At 60.2% G+C, this 17,618-nt stretch carries 15 protein-coding genes; 7 read left to right on the forward strand and 8 right to left on the reverse strand.

Annotated features, from left to right (window positions below; all coding sequences use genetic code 11):
* The first annotated feature begins 30 nt into the window (after window positions 1-30).
* The 3 genes from narQ (at window position 31) to AACQ43_RS02410 (ending at window position 3,061) form a co-directional block, all read left to right on the forward strand.
* Entirely contained in the window at window positions 31-1,743 is a 1,713-nt protein-coding gene (narQ, locus tag AACQ43_RS02400) for a nitrate/nitrite two-component system sensor histidine kinase NarQ (RefSeq protein WP_168965725.1), read from the forward strand.
* A complete protein-coding gene (gene narL / locus AACQ43_RS02405; RefSeq protein ID WP_017410431.1) occupies window positions 1,743-2,381 on the forward strand; it encodes a two-component system response regulator NarL in 639 nt (212 codons plus the stop codon). The genes narQ and narL overlap by 1 nt, the downstream gene beginning before the upstream one ends.
* Window positions 2,382-2,485: 104 nt before the next feature.
* Complete coding sequence (locus tag AACQ43_RS02410; RefSeq protein WP_017410430.1) at window positions 2,486-3,061, forward strand: LON peptidase substrate-binding domain-containing protein; 576 nt, start codon at window positions 2,486-2,488, stop codon at window positions 3,059-3,061.
* A gap of 227 nt (window positions 3,062-3,288) precedes the next feature.
* Here the strand turns inward: AACQ43_RS02410 and AACQ43_RS02415 are convergent, their stop codons facing one another.
* The gene (locus AACQ43_RS02415) at window positions 3,289-5,385 is read right to left on the reverse strand and encodes an ATP-binding protein (RefSeq protein ID WP_168965727.1); all 2,097 of its coding nucleotides are present in this window, start codon (window positions 5,383-5,385) and stop codon (window positions 3,289-3,291) included.
* An 18-nt stretch (window positions 5,386-5,403) separates the two neighbouring features.
* Window positions 5,404-6,588 (reverse strand): FIST signal transduction protein, encoded by a 1,185-nt coding sequence (locus AACQ43_RS02420; RefSeq protein WP_168965729.1) that lies wholly within the window; start codon window positions 6,586-6,588, stop codon window positions 5,404-5,406.
* A gap of 113 nt (window positions 6,589-6,701) precedes the next feature.
* Here AACQ43_RS02420 and AACQ43_RS02425 point away from each other — a divergent pair, with 113 nt between their 5' ends.
* The gene (locus tag AACQ43_RS02425) at window positions 6,702-7,613 is read left to right on the forward strand and encodes a gluconeogenesis factor YvcK family protein (protein WP_039213739.1); all 912 of its coding nucleotides are present in this window, start codon (window positions 6,702-6,704) and stop codon (window positions 7,611-7,613) included.
* Window positions 7,614-7,664: 51 nt separating this feature from the next.
* On the opposite strand, the gene AACQ43_RS02430 is transcribed toward AACQ43_RS02425, so the two are convergent.
* The 3 genes from AACQ43_RS02430 to lpcA form a co-directional block, all read right to left on the reverse strand.
* A complete protein-coding gene (locus tag AACQ43_RS02430) occupies window positions 7,665-8,000 on the reverse strand; it encodes an Hpt domain-containing protein (protein ID WP_168965731.1) in 336 nt (111 codons plus the stop codon).
* Window positions 8,001-8,321: 321 nt separating this feature from the next.
* Window positions 8,322-9,101, reverse strand: coding sequence for a class II glutamine amidotransferase (locus tag AACQ43_RS02435; RefSeq protein ID WP_168965733.1), 780 nt, complete (start codon window positions 9,099-9,101; stop codon window positions 8,322-8,324).
* Between the two features lie 139 nt (window positions 9,102-9,240).
* Entirely contained in the window at window positions 9,241-9,819 is a 579-nt protein-coding gene (gene lpcA, locus AACQ43_RS02440) for a D-sedoheptulose 7-phosphate isomerase (protein WP_011705469.1), read from the reverse strand.
* A gap of 243 nt (window positions 9,820-10,062) precedes the next feature.
* On the opposite strand from lpcA, the gene fadE reads away from it, so the two are divergent.
* A complete protein-coding gene (gene fadE / locus AACQ43_RS02445) occupies window positions 10,063-12,519 on the forward strand; it encodes an acyl-CoA dehydrogenase FadE (RefSeq protein ID WP_168965735.1) in 2,457 nt (818 codons plus the stop codon).
* 165 nt (window positions 12,520-12,684) lie between these two features.
* Window positions 12,685-14,202: an HD domain-containing phosphohydrolase gene (locus tag AACQ43_RS02450; RefSeq protein ID WP_011705467.1), complete on the forward strand. Its 1,518-nt coding sequence runs from the start codon at window positions 12,685-12,687 to the stop codon at window positions 14,200-14,202.
* Between the two features lie 81 nt (window positions 14,203-14,283).
* On the opposite strand, the gene AACQ43_RS02455 is transcribed toward AACQ43_RS02450, so the two are convergent.
* Window positions 14,284-15,549: a TIGR03503 family protein gene (locus AACQ43_RS02455; protein WP_168965737.1), complete on the reverse strand. Its 1,266-nt coding sequence runs from the start codon at window positions 15,547-15,549 to the stop codon at window positions 14,284-14,286.
* Window positions 15,546-16,280, reverse strand: coding sequence for a DNA polymerase III subunit epsilon (gene dnaQ, locus AACQ43_RS02460; RefSeq protein WP_011705465.1), 735 nt, complete (start codon window positions 16,278-16,280; stop codon window positions 15,546-15,548). Before dnaQ ends, AACQ43_RS02455 begins: the two co-directional genes overlap by 4 nt.
* Before the next feature lie 52 nt (window positions 16,281-16,332).
* Between dnaQ and rnhA the strand changes: the two genes are divergently transcribed.
* Window positions 16,333-16,797: a ribonuclease HI gene (rnhA, locus tag AACQ43_RS02465; protein ID WP_017409841.1), complete on the forward strand. Its 465-nt coding sequence runs from the start codon at window positions 16,333-16,335 to the stop codon at window positions 16,795-16,797.
* Window positions 16,798-16,852: 55 nt separating this feature from the next.
* On the opposite strand, the gene AACQ43_RS02470 is transcribed toward rnhA, so the two are convergent.
* Complete coding sequence (locus AACQ43_RS02470; RefSeq protein WP_168966474.1) at window positions 16,853-17,575, reverse strand: class I SAM-dependent methyltransferase; 723 nt, start codon at window positions 17,573-17,575, stop codon at window positions 16,853-16,855.
* Window positions 17,576-17,618 lie beyond the last annotated feature (43 nt).

Here is a 17,618-nt window from a genome sequence, read left to right on the forward strand (position 1 = left end):
TATTGTCTGAAGTGAAGGAAGAGAGCCGGCATGGGAAAGTGGTTCAAGGTACATTCTGTCAGCAGCGCCATCGGGCGCTCCATGGTGCTCATCCTGTTCATGGCAAGCCTGATCGCCGTGGTGGCCATGGTGACCCTGTTTTATTCGGTGCCCGATGCCAAGGCAATCAACCTCTCCGGTTCCCTGCGGATGCAGGCCTACCGGATGGCCTACGAGATTGAACAGGGCCAGCAGGTGCTGAGCCGGCTCGATCAGTTCGAGCATACCCTGCATGCCGCCGAGCTGCAGGAGACCCAGCGCTGGATCACCCCCGCCTCCCTGCGCCGCACCTATGGCGAGGTGCTGCAACAGTGGCAGGTGATGCGCGAGCACATCGAGAACGCCACCCCGCAGCGCTACACCGACAACACCGAGCAGTTCGTCGCGGCCATCGACGACTTCGTCAACCAGATGCAGTACCACGTGGAATTCAAGGTGCGCATGCTGGCCCTGGCCGAAGGGCTAGGGCTGCTCTCCATCATCACCATTGCCTGGTTCACGGTGCGCTTTACCCGCCAGCAGGTGGTGGCTCCGCTCAACCAGCTGGTCTATTGCGCCCGCCAGATCCAGCGCCAGGAGTTCGACCTGACCCTGCCCCCCCACTGCGAAAACGAGCTGGGGGAGCTGTCGGGGGCTTTCGTCACCATGGCCGACGAACTCGGCAAGCTCTACCGGGAGCTAGAGAGCAAGGTCGAAGAGAAGACCGCCAAGCTGCAGCAGGCCAACGACACCCTCTCTTTCCTCTACAGTACCGCCCAGAAGCTGCACGCGGCGCCGCTGAGCCGGCGTACCCTGCTCAAGCTGCTGGAGCGGGCGGCAGCCCACCAGCACATCGACTACATCCGGCTGACCCGCTTCGAGCACAATGCCATGCCGGACTACATCACCGGCCGCAAGGGCTGGCCCGGCGATCTGGATGCCGTGGTCAGCTTCTATCTGCAGATGGACGAGCAGGAGTATGGCCGGCTCGACGTCATCAGCAGCCACCCCATCGACGAGCGGCTGATGAAGAACTTCTCCATGCTGCTGGCCCAGGTGCTGCACAAGGATCAGACCCTGCTGCAACAGCAGCGCCTGCTGCTGATGGAAGAGCGGGCCGTCATCGCCCGCGAGCTGCACGACTCGCTGGCCCAGGCCCTCTCCTATCTCAAAATCCAGTCCACCCTGCTCAAGCGCTCCTTCGCCAAGGGGGATACGGTCAAAGCCGAAGCCGCCATGCAGCAGATCGACGAGGGGCTTGGCAGCGCCTATACCCAGTTGCGCGAGCTGCTCGGCACCTTCCGTCTCAGCATTGGCGACGCCAATCTCGGTGAAGCCATCAAGGTGATGCTGGAGCAGCTCAAGCCGCAAACCCAGGCCGACATCAGGCTCCATTACGGTCTGGCCGATACCGATCTCGAAGCCGGTCAGCACATCCACATCTTGCAGCTGATCCGTGAGGCAGTGCTCAATGCCATCAAACATGCCAGTGCGCAAGTGATTGATGTTAGCTGTGAGACCCTCGCCGATGGTAACATCCAGGTTCAGATTTCAGATGATGGTGTCGGAATAGGGATCGCAAGCTCGGCGGTCAACCACTATGGCCTGAGCATCATGAACGAGCGAGCCAGCAAGCTGCATGGTCTGCTGACCATCAGCGAAAGGCCGCCCAGAGGCACCTGCGTACATCTGACCTTTCCCACCAGCCTAACAAGAGATGCCTGATGGACGAGATGAAATATAGTGTTCTGGTCGTGGATGACCATCCCCTGATGCGCAAAGGGATTGTGCAGCTGCTGGCCCTGGAGGAGAACATCGAAGTCGTCGGTGAAGCTTCCAACGGTACCGATGCCGTCGCCATGGCCAAGGAGTCCGAACCGGATCTGATCCTGCTCGACCTCAACATGAAAGGCCTCTCCGGTCTGGACACCCTCAAGGCACTGCGCACCGAGGAAGTGACCTCCCGGGTGGTGATCCTGACCGTTTCCGACGCCCGTCAGGACGTGGTGGCGCTGCTCAAGGCCGGCGCCGACGGCTACCTGCTCAAGGATACCGAGCCAGACATGCTGCTGGCCCAGCTGGCGGACGTGATGACCGGCAAACAGATCCTGAGCGAGCCGCTGCGTCCCTACCTCGAGAACATCTACGAACTGGATCACCTGCAGCAGAAGCTGGAGAGCTTAACGCGTCGCGAAATGCAAATCCTGCGCGAAATTGCAAAGGGTCTCTCCAACAAACAGGTCGCCTCCGTGCTCCATATTTCCGAAGGCACGGTCAAGGTACACGTCAAGAGCCTGCTCAAGAAGCTCGAGGCGCAAAGCCGCGTGGAAGCTGCTGTCATGTACCTGGAGCAGCGCAACTAAACGCCCTCCCATCCAGCAAAAAGCCACCTTCCGGTGGCTTTTTTCATTCTCTGGCACAGTCGCTGCATTGTCCTATTCAGCAACTACTCAATGGAGGATGGAACATGAAACTTCAACCCTTGGCACTGTTCCCCTTGCCTTCCCACATACTGCCTGGTGGCAAGCTTCCTCTGCGTTTGTTTGAACCGCGCCACCTGCAGATGCTCAAGGAGTCATTCATCAATGACCAGGGCTTCGGCATCGTGATGGAAGAGGCGACAACGACTGGCAAGTCCGGGCGGATCCTGCCGGTCGGCACCCGGGTCAAAGTCACCGACTTTTACACCCTGAATGACGGCCTGCTCGGCGTCACCGTACTCGGCATGGAACGTTTCTGTATCCACGAGATGGAAACGGACGAGCTGGGTCTGCGCCGTGCCAGAGTCGAAGCCCTGCCCAACTGGCCGAGCACCCATTCAGACTTCAGCGACAAACCGCTGGTGACCCGGCTGCGGGAAGTATTTGAACAGTATCCGGAACTGGATGAACTTTATCCGGACAAGCAGTTTGACGATGCGGCCTGGCTCTGCCAACGCTGGCTCGAAATCCTGCCGATGCCGATCTATGAAAAGCAGATGTTGATTGCGAAACAAAATAGCGAAGCGGCCCGTCAATTCTTGCGCCGACTGATCGCACAGTGAGTCAGAAGTGTATTGCAAAATGCGAATATTCCGATAATGAAAACAAGGTTTTCGCATTTTGCAAATAAAGCGCCCAATAAAAATCAATAACCGCGCTGCAAGCCGCATAAACTGGTTCTGAAAAGTTGGCACGACTTTTTCATATAGAATCGTACAACCCGATTTATCCCGTGCTCTCTTCAGTATTTGCTGAAGAATTGGTCAACCACCCAGGTTGACCATTTTTTTTAGCTGCGATCCGGCGCTGCGGGCCGAAAATGGCGTTGCAGGCACTCCCGCAGCCGCATCAGACTTATCGGTTTGGCCAGAAAGTCATCCATCCCCTGGGCCAGGCAACGAGCCCTGTCTTCGGCCATGGCGTTGGCCGTCAGCGCCACGATAGGCACGCTACAACCCAGTTCTCGCAGACGCCGGGTCGCCTCCAGTCCATCCATCTGCGGCATCCGCATGTCCATCAGGATGAGATCCGGCCGTTGCTCCGCCACCTGGGCCAGCGCCTCCAGCCCGTTGGCCGCGACTCTGACCCGGCTCACCAGCTTTTGCAGCATGAGCGATACCACCAGCTGATTGACCGGACTGTCTTCCACCACCAGCACATCCAGATCCTGAATGGGCTGCTGATCCGGCTCGGGCCGGCTGCTGCATTCGCATGGCAGCGCCATGCCCGGTAAATCGAACCAGAAGCAGCTCCCCTCACCGGGGGCACTGCGCAGCTGAATGCTGCCGCCCATCAACTCCACCAGCCGCTTGCTGATGGCCAGCCCCAGCCCGGTGCCCGAGAAGCGGCGGGTGGCCGAACTGTCGACCTGAGAGAAGGGTTCGAACAGCAGCGCCTGATCCTCGGCCGAGATACCGATCCCGCTGTCGGTCACCGAGACCCTCAACTGCTGCTCATGCCAGCTCAGTTGCAGCAATACGCTGCCACGACTGGTGAACTTCACCGCATTGCCGAGCAGGTTGCTGATCACCTGGGAGAGGCGCACCGGGTCCCCCTGCAGCTGGGCGGGTACGGCGTCATCCACCCGCCAACGCAGCTCGATACCCTTGCTGCCCGCCTGCGCCAGCAGCGGCTCGATGAGAGACTGACAAAGCTGGGCCGGCTGCAACGTTTCGCAGTGAAACTCCAGGGTATGGGATTCAATCTTCGAGAAATCGAGCACGTCGTCGATGATGGTCTGCAAGAGACGCGCGGCATGGGTGGCATGGCCCAGCAGCGTCTGTTGCTGGGGTTCGAGCTGGGCGTGTTGCAGCAGATCCAGCATGCCCAGCACCGCGTTCATGGGAGAGCGGATCTCGTGGGTCATCATGGCCAGAAACTGCGACTTGGCACGGTTGGCCGCTTCCGCTTCGTCCCGCGCCCTGGCCAGCTCCTGCTCACGGCGGATCTGGTTGCCCACATCCCGTGCCGTACCGCGATAACCGATGAAGACGCCGGCCGAATCGAAACAGGGCTCGGCGTTGATCTCCATCCAGCGCGGCCCATTGGCCAGGCTGACCTGTGCCCGCACCGCCCGCACCGGCAGGTGCAGACCGATGAGCCGGCGATACTTGCCCCATTCGGGGTCGCGCCTGTCATGAGCGTAATCGTAGAGGCTCTGGCCGGGTTGATGCACCAGCATATCCCCCTGCTGGCCGGGGGCCGATACATAGCTCAGCCGGTGCTCGGTATCCGTCTCCCAGAACCAGTCGGACGCCATGCCGGCAAAGCTGCGAAAACGCTGTTCGCCCGCTTGCAGGGCCAGCGTTTTCAGCTCGACCTGTTCTTGCAGACGGGCTCGATAGGCGATGTTGACCAGCGCCTGGGAGATAAGCGGACGGCAGCGCTGCATGGCCGCCTTGCTCTTGAGATCGAAGGTCCCCATCACGGCGTGACGGCAGATGAGCACGCCGGAAAAACCGGGAGCGCGCAAGCCCGTCATCATGACGCTGGCCCAGCCCGCCACATCGGCCAGCGGCGCCAGTTCCGGCAACTGGGTCGGATCATAGATGACCAGGGTCTCCCCCTCGATGGCACGAGAGAAGAGCGGGGTCAGCTGCCAGCTGCGCCCCACTTCGCCATCCTGGGTGCTGAGGTGGGTGATGCCGCCCTCTCCCTCCCAGGCCACCACATCCGCGTGTTCGAAGCCGATGAAGGGCTTGAGCACCTGAATGAGGCTGTCCAGCACCTGCTCCAGCGTCTGGGCATCGGCCAGCGTCGCGACCCCGCACAACAGGGTTTGCGACTCCTGGCGGTATTTGGCCTCGCGTTCCCGGCAACGCACCAGCTCCACTAGGGTGGTCTGCAGTTTGTCGCCGAGGGCTTCCAGTTCCGTGTTACCTATCATCTTGTTTCCAGCGCAATGTCAGCTGTCGAGGAAGATCACGCTCGAGACCATCAGGTTGCCGTGCGCCAGCTCACCATGGGGCAGGCGGCCCTGCTCGCCGAAGGTGAACGGGGTGATGAAGGGGATGTCCCCCAGCCGGGTATGAAATTGATCGACAAATTGGCATAAGCTATCACCAAGAGCCAAGCGACAACCAGCACAAAAAATCACAAGGGCGCCAAACGGCTGCATCTCGGTAGCCATGCCGTACTCGGGTTCGATGCGGGTTGCATTCAGACTGCGTTGCAGCAAGCCTTCCTGACTGCTGTACATCAGCAGCAACCGCTCCCCGACCTGAGTATCGGTAAAGAGGCGCAATCCGCCACCTTCTGTCACGGCCTCCGGGTGGGAGAGCTTGTAATAGGGCATGTCATCCAGGGTGCCAACCTGTCTGGCCAGCGGCGACAGGGTGGTCTCCCGCAGGATGGGACCCACCGGCCAGGGGGTTGTCCGTCCGCTCCAGCGAGCATAGACCTCAGCTGCCGGCTCATGATCGATGGTGAGGATCTCCCGTCCCGACAGGGCCGTGATGGTGCCGCGATATTCGGTGGGGACATAGCCGGAGTGAAACTGGAACGCCAGCTGGCAATCGGGATAGAGCACGGCCAGCGCGACGCCTTCGCGGGTACTGCCCTCATCCCAGCACAGCTGCCAGTCACCGCTGACGCTGTTGTCGGCAGCGGAGCCCCCGACGACCGGGACCGTCGTGCCCAGCTCGGCTTCGATGCTCTCCAGCATCGCCTCCTCCTGGCCCGGGCTTGCATGCAGCAAGATGAGTTGGGGCAGCTCGCCGGGGCGCCCCCCATCGGCGATGGCACTGCGCAGCAGCTGGCGCACATCCACTGCATCCCCCGCCTGGCCCGCCACGCCGTAGGCCCCCTTCTCGTCGTAAATGGCCGCCACTGCCAGACCGATCCCCTGGCGGGCATGATGGCCGGTCTGGGTCATGACCCCGCCACAGGAGCTGCAACCGATCATCCGAGACGACGGGAACTGCTGTTTGAAGTGATGGCGCAGTTCCTCGGCATCGTGAGCCTGAGTAAAATAGACCAGTAACAGCGAAGGGGAATGAGGTGATTGAGCGAGCAGCCGCTCACAGACCTGCCGGGCAGCCAGCAGGGAGGTCTCTTCAAGAGAGTGAGCCGTCAGGAAGTTCAACACCATCTCCTAGTTGTTCATGATGCTGGGGGTAAGCAAAAATCATACCTTAATCAAACAATTATCCCGTCTTATCGATTAGAATCACGCTCAATTGAACCCAACCACAGGAAAACGGCATGTGGCAGAAGAACATCAATGATTTTGACCGGGTCGTCGCCATCGGTGGCGGCCACGGCATGGGCCGCGTGCTCTCTTCACTCTCGTTTCTGGGATCGCGCCTGACCGGCATCGTCACCACCACCGATGATGGCGGCTCTACCGGACGGTTGCGCAAAAGCCAGGAGTGTATCGCCTGGGGGGATCTGCGCAACTGCCTTAATCAACTGGTGACCGATCCCAGTATCGGCAGCCTGTTGTTCGAATATCGGTTCGCCGGTCGCGGCGAGCTGGCGGGCCACAACCTCGGCAATCTGATGCTGCTGGCGCTCGACAACCTCTGCGTGCGCCCTCTTGATGCTATCAAGCTCATCAGCGACATGCTGAAAATAGAGTCACAATTGTTACCCATGTCTGAATTTCCCACCGACCTGTGCGCCCACACGGCCTGTGGCAACCAGATCCTGGGGGAAGTCTCCATCGATCAGCTCGACACCCCGCCGCTCTCCCTCAGCCTGAGCCCGGAGGTACCGGCCACCCGCGAGGCGGTGCAGGCATTGGCGCAAGCCGACATGATCATCCTCGGCCCCGGCAGCTTTCTTACCTCCATCATGCCGCCCCTGCTGCTGGCTGAGGTGGCCCAGGCCATCAACGAGAGCGATGCCATGCTGGTGTTCATCTGCAATCTGGTCGCCGAAAACGGCCCTGCCAGCCAGCTCAGCCTGCACAACCAATGGCGCTGGCTGGAATCACGGGTCGGAGCGGGTCGGGTTGATGCCATTCTGGCCCCCGCGGGGGAATATCCGGCAGAGCTGGCTGGCCGATTGATCCTGGCCGAGCTGGGTGAGGCCGCCCTCCCCCATCGGCACGATCGCCTGAAATTGAAGCTTGCACTGGACAGGGTTATCCAGCAACTGGTCAATCAACGCTAAAGGGCGGGTAGAGGATGGCAAGTCCGGCGCCGATGCGCCGGCTGCAGGGACTCAGTGATAGTTGGCGAGGTGGGAGAGCACCTGGGGCAGGGATTGCTCCAGCTCGGTCAGCAGACGGGCGACTTGCTCGCCATCTTCATGTTTGCAGGCTTGTTCCAGCGCCATCACCTGCTGGTAGCTGAGCTGGGCACCATAGCTGCCACAGGAGGACTTCATGCTGTGAGCAAGCCGGGCCAATGCGGGCCAGTCCTGCTGTTCATAGAGCGGGCGCAGCTGGGCAAGCTGTTCCCCCACCTCTTCGATGAAGACCGAGATCACCACCGGCATCATCTCCTGGCCAATATCTTCCGCCAGCTGTCGCAACACCTTCTGATCCAGCCACTCCATTCCGTCATCCTCCTGATGGTATTCAAACAGACCATACTATAGATGCCCGGCACGGCTCAGTCACGCTTCATCGCCGTCAGAAGATCGCTCTCAAACGGGACGTGAATGAGAAAAGCGTGATCAGGATCGCCTAACCAGACAATAGATGGTTGAATTGCAACATAAATGTTGCCATTAAATTAACAATTGAATAACAATGGCAGCCGTGAGAATGATGCGACTCAGCAACACCTCTCTCATCCCTTTTGCCTGTATGGCTGCTGCGAAGAACCAGGGTAGGATTCTACCCTGGTATTTTTTTATCTCTGGATCAGCCGAGGATCACAGCTGATTGGCACCAACCCGCTCGCCCAGTCGAAACAGACTGAACTCGCCCGGCGCCATTTTTACCCAGCTTTCATTACCAGTCAGCGGTCGGGTCGCAATCAGGGTCACCACATCGTCCGGTGTCGTCTCGCTCTGAAAGTCGATGGCGACATCTTCATCCAGCAGACGGGCCTCCCCGAACGGAGCTCGCCGGGTCAACCAGTAGAGGTTGTTGCTGCAGTAGGCCATCACGAATTCCCCATCCGACAGCAACATGTTGAATACCCCCAGGCCGCACAGCTCGTCGCACAGGGTCGCCAGGTAGCGAAACATGGCGGGGAAGTTGGCAGGGCGTCGGGGATATTTCTGTTCCAGCCGATCGAGCAGCCAGCAGAAGGCATGTTCGCTGTCGGTGTCGCCCACCGGTCGATGGCGGCCAGTGGCCAACCCTTTGTAACCCGTCAACTGGCCATTGTGGGCAAAGGTCCAGTAACGACCCCACAGCTCGCGGGTAAAGGGGTGGGTATTCTCCAGCGAGACGCAGCCGCGGTTGGCCTGCCGAATATGGCTGACCACGGCGCGGCTCTTGATGGGCAGCGCCTGCACCAGCCTGGCAATCGGCGACTGGGCGCTGGGCTCGGGATCCTTGAAGGTACGAAAGCCTTTCCCTTCGTAAAAAGTGATGCCCCAGCCATCCTTGTGAGGCCCGGTCTTGCCGCCGCGCAGCATCAGGCCGGTGAAGCTGAAGCAGATATCGGTCGGCACATTGGCACTCATGCCGAGCAGTTCGCACATAGGCTGCGGGCTCCTTGCTTACTTGACCATCTCATTGCCAATCGGCCGGCTCAGCCTGCGCTGACACCGGCCGCTTGCGCAAGATCCCGCCGGGATACGGCCAGACAAGGCACGACTATCCCGGCTCGAGACCCCTGCCTTACTTGGCCATCTCTTTTTCAACCAGCTGGATCAGGATGTGGATCACCTTGATGTGCACTTCCTGAATACGGTCGGCGTAACCAAAGTGCGGCACCCGGATCTCGACATCGGCCAGGCCGGCCATCTTGCCGCCGTCCTTGCCGGTCAGCGCAATCACCTTCATGCCTTTGGCATGGGCAGCCTCGATGGCTTTCAGGATATTGCCGGAGTTGCCGCTGGTGGAGATGCCGAGCAGCACGTCACCGCGACGGCCGACTGCCTCTACGTAGCGAGAGAAGACATAGTCATAGCCAAAGTCGTTGGACACACAGGAGAGGTGGCTGGGATCGGAGATGGCGATACCGGCATAACCGGGGCGGTTCTCGCGATAACGGCCGGTCAGCTCTTCGGCAAAGTGCATGGCGTCGCAGTGGGAGCCACCGTTGCCACAGGAGAGTACCTTGCCTTCCTGCTTGAAGGAGTCAGCGAGCAGCTTGGCGGCCGCTTCGATGTCCTTGAGATTTTGCTCATCTGCCAGGAACGCCTGGAGCACGCTGGCAGCTTCGGTCAATTCATTGCGGATCAGTTCTTGGTACATGATGTCTCTTCCAAAATATGGGCCGCGCCATTGTCGCACAAGCCAATCCCGGAGTCGCCCCCTGCCCGTCAAGAGCCCTCTGCAGGACGTTATGCCGATCACAGAGCCAAGGTAACAAGCTTGTAAACAGCTTGATAAGTTTGTGCGTATCAATTACAACAGGGACCATATCCAACAGGTCAGACCTCTGGATCAGTTCAACCATATTCACCCAACTTCGGCAACTCATGCAAGGAGCGAAAAATGACGACGACCCTCACTCTACTCGGAGTGATCCTGGTGATCGGCGCCATGGCTTATCGCCGGGCGTCTCTGTTCACCTCCACGCTTGCCACGGCGGCAGCCCTGATTGTCGGCACCCTCTATGGCCACGTTCCCCTGCTGGTCTGGGCGCTGTTTGCCGTGATCGCCATCCCCCTGAACCTGGTGGATTTTCGTCGCAACCAGCTGACCAAACCGCTGTTCAAACTCTACAAATCCATCATGCCGGAGATGTCCCGCACCGAAAAAGAGGCCATTGAAGCGGGCACCACCTGGTGGGAAGCAGACCTGTTTGCCGGCAACCCGAACTGGAAGAAGCTGCACGCCATTCCGGTCAGTACGCTGTCTGCCGAAGAGCAGGCGTTTATGGACGGTCCGGTTGAAGAAGTGTGCCGCATGGTCAACGACTGGGAAGTGACCCACGAGCGAGCCGACCTCTCTCCCGAAGTGTGGCAATACCTGAAGGACCACAAGTTCTTCGCCATGATCATCAAGAAGAAATATGGCGGGCTGGAATTCTCCGCCTATGCCCAATCCTGCGTGCTGCAAAAGTTGTGCGGCGCCAGCGCCGTCCTGGCCTCCACCGTCGGCGTACCCAACTCGCTGGGCCCGGGTGAGCTGCTGCAACACTATGGCACCGACGAGCAGAAGGATTACTACCTGCCCCGTCTGGCGGTAGGCAAGGAGATCCCCTGCTTCGCCCTCACCAGTCCGGAAGCGGGTTCCGACGCCGGCTCCATCCCCGACTTCGGCATCATCGCCAAGGGGGAATGGGAAGGGGAAGAGGTGCTCGGCATGCGCCTCACCTGGAACAAGCGCTACATCACCCTGGCCCCTATCGCAACCGTGCTGGGTCTGGCCTTCAAACTGCGCGACCCGGATCACCTGCTGGGTGACGAAGAAGAGCTCGGCATCACCTGCGCCCTCATTCCGACCCACATCAAGGGAGTCGAGATCGGTCGCCGCCACTTCCCGCTCAACGTACCGTTCCAGAACGGCCCGACCCGCGGCAAGGACGTGTTCGTCCCGCTCGACTTCATCATCGGCGGCCCGGCCATGGCCGGTCAGGGCTGGCGCATGCTGGTGGAGTGCCTCTCGGTCGGGCGCGGCATCACCCTGCCCTCCAACAGCACCGGCGGTGTCAAGATGCTGGCCTTGGCGACCGGCGCCTACAGCCGGATCCGTCGCCAGTTCAAGCTGCCCATCGGCAAGATGGAAGGGATTGAAGAGCCGCTGGCCCGTCTCGGTGGCAACGCCTACATCATGGGGGCCGCCGCCAACCTGACCGTGACCGGCATCGACCTGGGCGAGAAACCCTCGGTCATCTCCGCCATCGTCAAATACCACCTCACCGACCGCGCCCAGAAGTGCATCATCGATGCCATGGACATCCACGGCGGCAAGGCGATCTGCATGGGCCCCAACAACTATCTGGCCCGCGGCTATCAGGGTGCCCCCATCGCCGTCACGGTGGAAGGGGCCAACATCCTGACCCGCAGCATGATCATCTACGGTCAGGGCGCCATCCGCTGCCACCCATACGTGCTGCCGGAGATGCTGGCCGCCAGCCATCCGGATCAGGAACAGGCCCTCAAGGACTTCGACAAGGCGATGTTCAGCCACGTCGGCTTTGCCATCAGCAATCTGGTGCGCAGCTTCTGGTTAGGGTTAACCGGTGCTCGCTTTGCCACCGCGCCGTTCAAGGATCAGACCAAGGGCTACTACCAGCAGCTCTCCCGCCTCTCTGCCAACCTGGCCTTCCTGTCAGACATGGCGATGGGCACCCTGGGTGGCGAGCTCAAGCGCAAGGAGCGGGTCTCCGCCCGTCTTGGCGACGTGCTGAGCCAGCTCTATCTGGCCTCCAGCGCCCTCAAGCGCTATCAGGATGAGGGGCGTCAGCACGCCGACCTGCCGCTGCTGCACTGGGCGCTGCAAGATGCCCTGTTCAAGGCGCAGGAAGCCATCGACGAGTTGCTGCGCAACTTCCCGAATCGCTGGATTGGCTTGGCCCTGCGCGTCATCGTGCTGCCGCTGGGTCGCGACCTGAAACGCCCGAGCGACAAGCTGGACAGCCAGGTCGCCCGCCTGTTGCAGACCCCGAGCGAAACCCGCAGCCGTCTGGCCCAGGGGCAGTATCTCACCCGCGAAGAGGGCAACCCCTTCGGCCTACTGGAGCAGGCGCTGGACGACGTACTCTCTGCCGAACCGCTGTTTGAGAAAGTATGCAAGGCTGACGGCATCAAGCGTCCGTTTATGCAACTGGACAAGGTGGCAGAGATCGGCCTGGCGCAGGGAGTACTCAACCAGACCGAAGCGGACCTGCTGCGCCGCGCCGAAGAGAGTCGCCTGCGCACCATCAACGTCGATGATTTTGATCCCATCGACCTGGTTGCCAACAAGGCGCTGTTCGAGCCATCGGCCTATCACAGAGCCGCCTGACAGACACGCTAATAGTCAAACGCCTCCCATGTGGAGGCGTTTTTTATGGGGCTGGAGCAGGATGACGACAAAGAGATTTCACAGATCAAATTTTATTTCTCAATAAGTTTCCTATCCTTAGTGAAGCAGTTAATGTAAGCACAGGATCCCAAACAGGATTGCATGATGGATGACCAAATCCTGATTATTGACGATGACGATCTGCCCCTTCTCGATGACCAGCAGGCTGGATGGAAGGTGATGATTGTGGACGATGAACCCGAGGTTCATCGCATCACCAAGATCACCCTGAGCAAATTTGAATTCGATAACAGACCCATTGAATTTTTGCATGCTTATTCAGCCGCACAGGCCAGAGAGTTGCTCGCCAAGACCCCGGACGTAGCACTGCTGCTGCTGGACGTAGTCATGGAGGTCGATCACGCCGGCCTCGATGTGGTCAAATTCGTGCGCGAGGATCTGCAAAACAAGATGGTGCGCATCGTGCTGCGCACCGGCCAACCCGGTCAGGCCCCGGAAGATGACGTGGTCACCAACTACGACATCAATGACTACAAGGACAAGACCGAGCTCACCTCCCAGAAGCTGCGCACCCTGCTGCGGGCCAGCCTGCGTTCATACCGCGACATCCGTACGCTGGAGAGCAATCGCCAGGGGCTGGAGAAAGTCATCGAGGCCTCCAAGGGGATCTTCGAGAAACGGGCGCTGCGCCAGTTTGTCGAAGGCGCTCAGGAACAGCTCGGGGCCCTGCTCAGTCTGGAAGAGTCGCAAATCTACGACGTGAAGCAGTTCGCCTACGAAGTGCGGGATCAAATTCTGGAGCCCCTGCTGCCGGGCCACCCGTCACTGCGACTGGCGGACGCTCCCTCCATTCTGCGCCAGGCCATGGCCAATCGTGCCAACGTCTATGATGGCAACCAGATGGTGCTCTACTGCCAGAACCCCCGTCATCACCTGCTGTTTCATATCGAAACCACTCGCCAGCTCAGCCAGATGGACATGGGGCTGCTCAGCCTGTTTACCGAAAACATCATAGTGGCGCTGGAAAACATCAGGCTCAACGAGGTCATCGCCGACAACCAGCGCGAGATCATCTATCGGATCGGCGAACTGGTGGAGACCCGCTCCAAGGAGTCCGGCCTGCACGTGAAACGGGTCGCCCTCTACACCGAGCTGTTCTGCCAGCTGCTCGGCATGAGCGAGGAGCAGAGCGAACTCATCAAGCGCGCCTCCCCGCTGCACGACATCGGCAAGGTGGGCATCCCGGATGCCATCCTCCACAAACCGGGCAAGTTGACCCCCGAGGAGTGGGAGATCATGAAAACCCACGCCCAGCTGGGGCAAGACATGCTCTCCGGCAGCGATTTGGCGCTGTTCCAGATTGGCGCGACCATCGCAGGTAACCACCATGAAAAGTGGAATGGCAGCGGCTATCCCCGTGGCCTCAAGGGTGATGCCATTCCGTTGGAAGGGCGGGTGGTGGCGCTGGCCGACGTGTTTGATGCGCTCGGCTCGGATCGCTGCTACAAGAAAGCCTGGCCGCTGGACAAGGTACTGGCACTGATCCAAGAGGAGAAAGGTCAGCACTTCGATCCCCAGTTAGTAGAACTAATGCTGGCCAACCTCGACAAGTTCCTCGAGATCCGCGATCAACACAAGGACATCTACGTCGGGGAACATTGATGCTGAAGGGTTACTGCTAGCCCGCTTCCCCATAAATAACAAAGCCGCCTCGATGGGCGGCTTTTTAATGCGGTTACCCGGTTATTGTTCGGGCAGATTCAGATCCAGTTTGGCTTCCGGCTTGGCGCTTTCGTTCTCGGCCTTCTGCGCCGCCATCGCTTTTTTCAGTGCTCGCCGCTTTTGCAGCAAGATGAAACCGACACCGCCCAGCAAGACCAGCAGGATGCCGACCCCACCCAGCAACCAGATCAGCCAGCCGCTGCTCTGTTCTTCCTCGAATTTTACCTGATTGGGCACTGCAGCCGAGGTTTCAGAAGCAGCAGAGGCCGCCGATGGCTCAACCGCCAGCACCGGGAAGATATTGAACGATTTCACCGGCAGCGTGACTTGGATCTCGCGGCCCAGCCGGGTGGTGCCAAACAGGGTGGCAGTCACCTCATACTGGCCAACCTCCTTGATGGCGGAGAGATCCACTTCCACCCGGGGTTCGGTCGCCACCGCATTGAACGCCATGCTGGCTCCCACCGTGTTGGTCGCCTTGCCCTCAATGACCACGGAGGCCGGATCCAGCTCATCGGCATCGATCAGGAAGGAGAGTTTGGCGCCAAACTCCTGCGAGGGAAGCGCCAAGGTATAGCTGACCGGCAACGGGTAGATCAGCACATCCTGGTAGCGAGCGCGGGAGAACACCTGATTGCCCGTGCTGTACATGGCCCGGTATTTTCCCGCAGCCACATCCAGCACCGCCTCGGCGGTCATGATGCCGTCACCCGGCACCTCGTCGAGCCCCTTGCCATCGTCACGATAGTGGCCGAGCACTTCGTCAACGATGGGCTCACCCTCCTGCTTGGCGTCGTTGAAACGCTGCAATCGCACCGTCATGCCAAGGTCGGTCAGGTAATAACCCGCCTTGGGTGGTGCATCGTCGATCAGCAGCCAAGACTTGAGCTTGACCCTTTCCCCCTGATAGAGCTGGGTCGGCAGTTGATCGGTTTCCAGCCTGATGTTCGACAGCAGGCGCACCCGGTTATCCGGGTCCACCTCGCCGATGGCCTGCCAGGGGCCCGGCATAGGATCACGGATGGTGATGAGATCCTGATCCTTGAGCGCCAGCCAGCCCACATCGGGGGGCGTCACCTTGCCCACATAGAGCTTGCTGCCGTCCGGACGCACCAAGATCACCGACGGGGTGCCCGGCTTGCGCGTCACGATGAAGGTGATCTCTTTCACGCCGTAATCGATGCGAAAGCGATTGTCGAGCAGGGGAATGTCGGAGGGGGCAAACACCTCGTTGGCCGAGGCCGTCAGCGAGGCCAATAACAGCAGGCCACTCCATAGCTTGCTCATTGCCGCCACAGGCAGGCTCCTCCCTTTTTCTGCACCAGATCCAGCCGCGCCTCGTGCACCGCCTCAATCTCGGCGCTGGCACGGATCACCTTGAGCGGTGGGCGATTGCTCTCCAGCCGGCGGATGCTGGTGTCCTGGTTACTCTCATTCTCACTGCTCTCGGTAGCCAGATTCAACTTGGTCTGGCCACCCGTCATCAGCAGGTAGACGTCCGCCAGGATCTCCGCATCGAGCAAAGCCCCGTGCAGGGTACGGTGCGAGTTGTCGATGCCGTAGCGATCGCACAGCACATCGAGGTTGTTGCGCTTGCCCGGGAACAGGTCCCGCGCCATCGCCAAGGTATCCGTGATGCCGCAGATGTCGGCAGTCTTGAAATTGAGGCCGAGCTTGCCGAACTCATAGTCCATGAAGCTCACGTCAAACGGCGCGTTGTGGGCAATCAGCTCGGCACCGCGGATGAACTCGATGAACTCGTCGGCGATCTGGCTGAACGACGGCTTGTCACGCAGGAACTCGTCGGTGATGCCGTGCACCTGGATGGCCTCGGGGTCCACCAGCCGATCCGGCTTGATGTAGACGTGGAAGTGGTTACCGGTCAGCTTGCGGTTGATCACCTCCACACAGCCGATCTCGATGATGCGGTGTCCCAGATAGACGGGGCCACCGGCGGTGTTCATACCTGTGGTTTCAGTATCCAGAATGATCTGGCGATTCAGTTGGGGTGTGTTCATGATCCAATCTATGTCAAACTTCGGCTTTACCCGCTAGTTTACCCCAAGACTCATGCTAAAAAAGATCGATTTGTATACGGATGGTTCCTGTCTCGGCAACCCGGGCCCTGGCGGCTATGGTGCCGTCATGGTCTATGGCAAGCACCGCAAGGAGCTCGCCGCCGGTTTTCGCCTCACCACCAACAACCGGATGGAGCTGATGGCCGCCATCATGGGGCTGCGCACCCTGAACGAGCCCTGTCAGGTCAGACTCACCACCGACAGCCAGTATGTGCGCCAGGGGATCACCCAGTGGATCATCGGCTGGAAGAAGAAAGGATGGGTGACTGCCAGCCGTCAACCGGTCAAGAACGTCGATCTCTGGCAGGCGCTTGATGCGGAAGTGGCGCGCCATCAAATCGAATGGCTCTGGGTCAAGGGGCACTCCGGTCACCCGGAAAACGAACGCTGTGACGAGCTGGCCCGCGAGGCCGCCAGCGGCAAGCAGCTGGCTGAGGATACCGGCTACCAGCCCTGATCCAAGGCTGCCTCACCCGTCAGGGCCGCTCGCCAGCCAAGACGCCCGAGACTGGCTACCAACCCTGACGCGCCATGCCCGGCGTCGCTATCGACTCGGGCAAGCGCCAGCGGCGGCGCACCGGCGTCAGCGGAAAGCGCCGCTTGCGCGCCGCTATCACGTAGACGGACGCAAACGGCCTGCAATAATCTCGCCCCACACTCTCCCGCCACCAGCCTATTCGGCTTTGCTTGCCCATGAACGAGTAACCAAAGCGCTCGTCAAACATCACTTCACACCCGAGCAGCTGCAGCCAGTCGGTGACCCGCGCCGGAGTGAACATGCGGGCCGACCAGGGCAGATGTTGACGCAGGAAAGGCAGGCAGTGGCCGATGCCGACCAGGCTGAGCGGATTGTAGCCGCTGACGATGAGCCAGCCATCGTCGGTCAGTACTCGCTCCGCCTCGCGCAGCACCTGGTGGGGGTCTGGCGAAAAGTCGAGACAGTGGGCCAGCAGGCAGGCATCCACGCTGCCGGTGCGCACCGGCAGGGCCAGTGGATCGCCCTTGAGATCCAGCAATCTGCCACTGGGGGCAACCCCTATCTGGTGGCGAATGGAAGAGCAGCCGCAGGAGAGTTCGGCGCTCAGCGCCCCGACTTTAAGCAGGTGATAACCAAACAGATGTGGACACCAGCTGTCGAGCCGTTCCTGGATCTCGGCCGCTACCCAGTCCCCCATGGGCAGTGCCGACCAGCAGGTCGGGATCTCGATTTGTTGTTCGGTACGTGCCACCTGCATAATAGGGCTCAACTTGGGGTTCGAACGCCATCCAGTTATATAA

The sequence above is a fragment of the Aeromonas sp. DNRA1 genome, from assembly GCF_963888745.1.
Taxonomy (GTDB): Bacteria; Pseudomonadota; Gammaproteobacteria; order Enterobacterales; family Aeromonadaceae; genus Aeromonas; species Aeromonas hydrophila.